Raw genomic sequence first — 4,799 nt, 5'->3', positions numbered from 1 at the left:
TTTATTTCATCCCCAAGGAAGTTTTTTTTAGTCCCCATCAAGTTTTGATTGGATAAACCTTTGTTTGTCCCCACGGAATATTTCCTATTCCCCGTTGTTTTCAATCCAAATTAAGTTTTCCAGAAGGGTCTTTTTTTAATCTTTTTCTCCAAAATCTCGAAGAAGCGTCCGTCTCCGAGATTTTTTTTTAGGGTTTAGCTTTTTACCACTTTTTCTTAATCGATAGGCCCAAACGATTTAAAATATCTGCCATTGTTCGAAGCAGCAGGAACCTCCTCTCCATTATATCCTAGATTTCTTAATGTTTAATGGCTTCAGCCGCCGTTAATCTTGTATAGGCAATGGGGTTATTAAATGTGGGGTTTTGTTGTGCGTGAGCTTCGGCTATTTCTTTCAATGATTGGGCAACTATTGGGTATCTTTCCTCCCATTTTTTACATCCACTATTGACTGATTGTAATCCTAAACACACTATCCCAGTTCGTTTTTCATGTAATCCAAGTTGAACATTTTTTCTCCCCCAACCAAACACGATTTCGGTTTGTCTGGCACTTCCTCCACAATACTTGAGACATATTTCAGCTTGAAATGAACGACGCTCTGCTCCCGTCATTTTTGAGGCTGCTAAACGTAAATCATCGACCATCGACGGGGTTAAGGGATTATTTGTCTGTTTTAGCTTCAATTTACTCTCTCTAATCTTTTTACCTCTTCATTTTAATCTATTTCTTCTGTTTTTTCAGACAAGCCAATTATGAAATTTTAAAGTTGTGTACCAAGATCCGCTAACTCTCTGTTCCTTTTATTTCTTGAAAGCCTTTAGTCCAAGCGATTACCCCCTATGGGAAAAGCTTTCTCGGAAATCACCCAACTACTGCACTGGGCCGATGGCAGAACATCCCTAAGAAGGCTTTCCCGTCGGTTACAAAGGAATTTAGGAACCTTGGCACGGGGACTTTATCCTTACGTGGAAAGGGGATGGTTACATCCAGTCATAACAAGATCCCCCTCCTCATCTACACAAACCAACCCGTCAACAGAACTCGACAGCAAAAAAAAACCTCATGTAGTTTGTATCGATGATGATCTCTCCGTTGGCAAAACAGTGGAGAGTATTCTGATGAAAAACGGCTATCAAATCTCCCTAATTACCGATCCCCTTCCAGGGTTAAGTCTCATCTTTGAACTAAACCCTGATGTCATCTTGGGGAGAAGAATTTTGAATCTGTCCCCAATATCGGGTTGAGTTTCAAGATTTTAGTCAGTGATCTATTCATTATTACCGAACAATCATCCCTCAACCATAAATTTAGTGAGTCAGCTAAATCCCAACTCTGTAGAGAAAAGGTTATGAGAGCAGTTTTACTGGTAGAAGATAGTCCGGCCCAACAAAAAATGATTTCAACCATTCTCACAAAGAATGGTTGGCAGGTCATGATCGCAGAGGACGGCATTCAAGCCCTAGAATCCATTAACGAATCGAGTCTGGATCTGATTGTTTTAGATATTGTCATGCCTAAAATGAATGGCTATGAAGTCTGCCGTCGTATTAAAACTAATCCCAAAACCCAAAATGTTCCTATTGTTATGTGTTCTTCTAAAGGGGAAGAATTTGATCGTTATTGGGGGATGAAACAAGGAGCAGATGCTTACATTGCTAAACCCTTTGAAGATGTTGAACTGATCGGCACTATTCAACAATTGCTGCGGCATTAAAACCACTATTACTATTATTAATAATTGGAAAAAACTATGGTTAGCAATTTAGATTTAGATCAAGACAACGGACAAGACATCTCCCCTGAAATGGAGGCATTACAAACCCCTGAAGGAGAACTATATTTACGGTTTCATCTGCCTTCACAAGAAGAATTCGCTCTTCCTGCCATTGCCATTCGCGAAGTAATGCAGCAAAGTCCAGACCGCATCACCCCCATTCCCAATGCCTCACCCTTACTATTAGGGACCCTCAACTTGAGGGGCCAAGTTATTTGGGTGGCAGACCATATTGCTCCTTACGTTCAAGGAGAGTGGCTGGGGGAAAATACTCATCAAGTTCTACGCTTATTAGATCAAGTAGCGATTTTACGCTCTGCCCGATGGGCAACCTAAAAGAATCATCTACACCAAAGATTCAGCTATATAAATATACCTACTAATTAATTAACCCTTAACCGACAATATTTAACCTATAGGAGAAAGGCAATGACATCAGGTACTGACTACGCAAAATTGTATAATGAGGCTTATGTCGCTTACGGACAGGGAAACTTTGAAGAGGCCGCTACCCTTATGGAACCGATGGCCCAAGCTTTTCCTGAAGACCCTGATGTTTTATTACTACGGGGTCATATTTATTTCAGTTTGGGAAGATACGAAACCGCTTGTCAACAATATCAACTGGTCATCAGCCGTAGCGATCGCCCAGATTTGGTCGACTGCGCCAACCAAGGATTGACACAAGCTCAAAAACTCCTCGCTCAGTCAGGGGATAATCAGATAAGTAATGGCCTCAGTTCTTCTTCTAACATCAGTTCTCAGACCGTTGATACCGAGGAACAATGGTCTGAACCTGAAATGTCATCGGAGGATTGGGAGTCCCAAGAGTTTGACCTCGATGGACTGGACTGGGATAGTGCTATTTTTGACGACGAAGATTTGGGAGAACCGACTATCGGTCAGCAAGGCTCTCAAGGTAAACCTTTAGAGAATAATCATCATCGGGAGCAAAAAGGAACTTCCTCGGAAATGGAGGTTGATCCCTTTACCACCCTTAGCGAGGTTAAGCCCTTTGACTCTCAAACGGATCTCCCCAACACCAATACCGCAGAAGACGATGGTTGGAATGATTTTGTTGATGAGGATTTTCCTGATTTTTCCTTTGCCGAGGGACACGGTTTGGAAACTGAAGCTAGTGCATGCTCTGCGGTGCAAGAGGATGAAGACCAGACCTTTGTGGTCTCTTCTAATCTCAATCCCCCCTCTCTGGGAAATCGTGACGGCCAAACCTCCTCAGAGAACTCCTCTAATGATTGGTCTAATAATTCCCATCCCGATGACCCCACCGTTCAAAGTACGCCTCAAATGATGTCATCTGGTCAAATTCAAGAACAGAAGCAAGTCTTAGATCAGTTTGATGCTTTTCAAGATGAGGCTTTAGAGGATTTATCCAATTTTGATTTTACAGACATAAACGACCAATTACCGGATTCTGGTCTCTTCACTCAAACCAGCGACCAGCTTAGTGATAATTTGGGTTTACAAACCGGTGATCTTCTCTCAGAACAAGGCCCAGAAACTGTGAATTGGGTCAAGTCTGAGGATGGGGATAATACCTCTTTGTCTGATAGCCCCCTCAAAGCAGACAAACCAAAAGTAGACACTGAACAAGGTTACTTCGGTAGGTTTTTCAACGCTCCTCTCAAATTAAAACCTTGGATGGCCGCCGGAGGCACGGGAATCGCTTCTTTTATGGCTATTTTGTTGGTCAGTGGTTTGGCTTGGTTGATGTCTCCTAAACCAAAAACCACCGAGGTAAGGGAAGAACAGCCAACGGCTGAGCAGGTGGAACCCTCAGAAGAAGGCACGGAAACTTCATCGGAATCCAAAAAAGGTAGTCCTCTTTTGTTACTGGCTTTAACCGGTGGTTTAGTGGGCTTTGGCGGAACTCTCTTTTTTGGTTTGCTCAGTTCCTATCAATTAAAACGCACCATCGAGGATCTTCAGACTCAATTTGATTCTATGTATGCTGGTGATTACAATGTTAAGGCCACGGTTTACTCCGAAGATGAGTTAGGTCAGTTATCCCATAGCTTTAACCAACTTTCCCGTGTTATCCTCACTACCACCAATGAAGCGCAACAACGGGCGGCGGAAATGGAACAAGCTAGAGAGGAACTGCAACGGCAGGTTATTCGCCTTCTCGACGATGTGGAAGGGGCGGCTAGAGGCGATTTAACTGTAGGAGCTGAAGTCACCGCTGACGTATTAGGGGCGGTAGCCGATGCCTTTAACTTAACTATCCATAATCTACGAGATATTGTTGCTCAGGTAAAACGCACCGCTAAACAGGTTAATAAGAGTTCTACTGATAGTGAATTGTTTGCTCGCAATAATTCCCGTGATGCCCTACGGATGGCGGAAGAATTAGCTGTCACCCTCAATTCTGTGCAGGTGATGACCGAATCTATTCAACGGGTGGCAGAAAACGCTCGTAAGGCCGAAGAAGTAGCTCATGGCTCCTCGGTAACTGCTCTTAAAGGGGGTGAAGCTGTGGAACGAACTGTGGCTGGTATTCTGCAAATTCGAGAAACGGTGTCAGAAACCACTCGCAAGGTGAAACGCTTAGCAGAAGCTTCCCAAGAAATTTCCAAAATTGTCGCTTTAATCTCTCAAATTGCTTCTCGAACCAATTTGCTGGCTCTCAATGCTTCTATTCAAGCAGCCAGAGCCGGAGACGCTGGACGAGGCTTTGCTATTGTGGCTGATGAAGTTCGTCAGTTGGCGGATCGTTCGGCAAAATCTTTGAAGGAAATCGAACAAATTGTACTACAAATTCAAAGTGAAACTGGCTCGGTAATGACGGCTATGGAAGAGGGCATCCAGCAGGTGATCGACGTAACTGATAAGTCGGAACAGGCAAAACGTTCTCTAGAAGATATTATTGATGTATCTAATCACATCAATACCTTGGTGCGATCGATTACTGGGGATACTATTCAACAACAGGAAAATTCTAAGGCGGTGAGTCAAGTTATGCAGTCGGTGGAATTAACGGCTCAAGAAACCTCCCAAGAATC

Annotated in this window: 4 protein-coding genes; 3 read left to right on the top strand and 1 reads right to left on the bottom strand. The window is 43.2% G+C overall.

The features are described 5' to 3' along the window. Positions 1-298 precede the first annotated feature (298 nt). On the bottom strand, positions 299-646 hold the full coding sequence (locus CWATDRAFT_RS29820; protein WP_007308449.1) for a hypothetical protein: 348 nt from the start codon (positions 644-646) through the stop codon (positions 299-301). Positions 647-1,350: 704 nt separating this feature from the next. On the opposite strand from CWATDRAFT_RS29820, the gene CWATDRAFT_RS29810 reads away from it, so the two are divergent. From CWATDRAFT_RS29810 to CWATDRAFT_RS29800, 3 genes are all read left to right on the top strand, one after another. Then, the gene (locus CWATDRAFT_RS29810; RefSeq protein ID WP_042712886.1) at positions 1,351-1,716 is read left to right on the top strand and encodes a response regulator; all 366 of its coding nucleotides are present in this window, start codon (positions 1,351-1,353) and stop codon (positions 1,714-1,716) included. Between the two features lie 36 nt (positions 1,717-1,752). Beyond that, the gene (locus CWATDRAFT_RS29805) at positions 1,753-2,112 is read left to right on the top strand and encodes a chemotaxis protein CheW (RefSeq protein WP_007308451.1); all 360 of its coding nucleotides are present in this window, start codon (positions 1,753-1,755) and stop codon (positions 2,110-2,112) included. 93 nt (positions 2,113-2,205) lie between these two features. Beyond that, positions 2,206-4,799 (top strand): methyl-accepting chemotaxis protein (locus CWATDRAFT_RS29800; protein WP_042712884.1); only part of this gene is annotated, 2,594 nt, incomplete at its 3' end.

Source organism: Crocosphaera watsonii WH 8501 (assembly GCF_000167195.1).
Lineage (GTDB): Bacteria > Cyanobacteriota > Cyanobacteriia > Cyanobacteriales > Microcystaceae > Crocosphaera > Crocosphaera watsonii.
The sequence above is the reverse complement of the archived record's forward strand: the minus strand, read 5'-3'. Positions and strand labels throughout refer to the sequence as shown.

Coding starts and splice junctions, on each gene's coding strand:
- CWATDRAFT_RS29820 (WP_007308449.1), bottom strand. CDS start 646: ATGGTCGATGATTTACGTTTAGCAGCCTCAAAAATGACGGGAGCAGAG.
- CWATDRAFT_RS29810 (WP_042712886.1), top strand. CDS start 1,351: ATGAGAGCAGTTTTACTGGTAGAAGATAGTCCGGCCCAACAAAAAATG.
- CWATDRAFT_RS29805 (WP_007308451.1), top strand. CDS start 1,753: ATGGTTAGCAATTTAGATTTAGATCAAGACAACGGACAAGACATCTCC.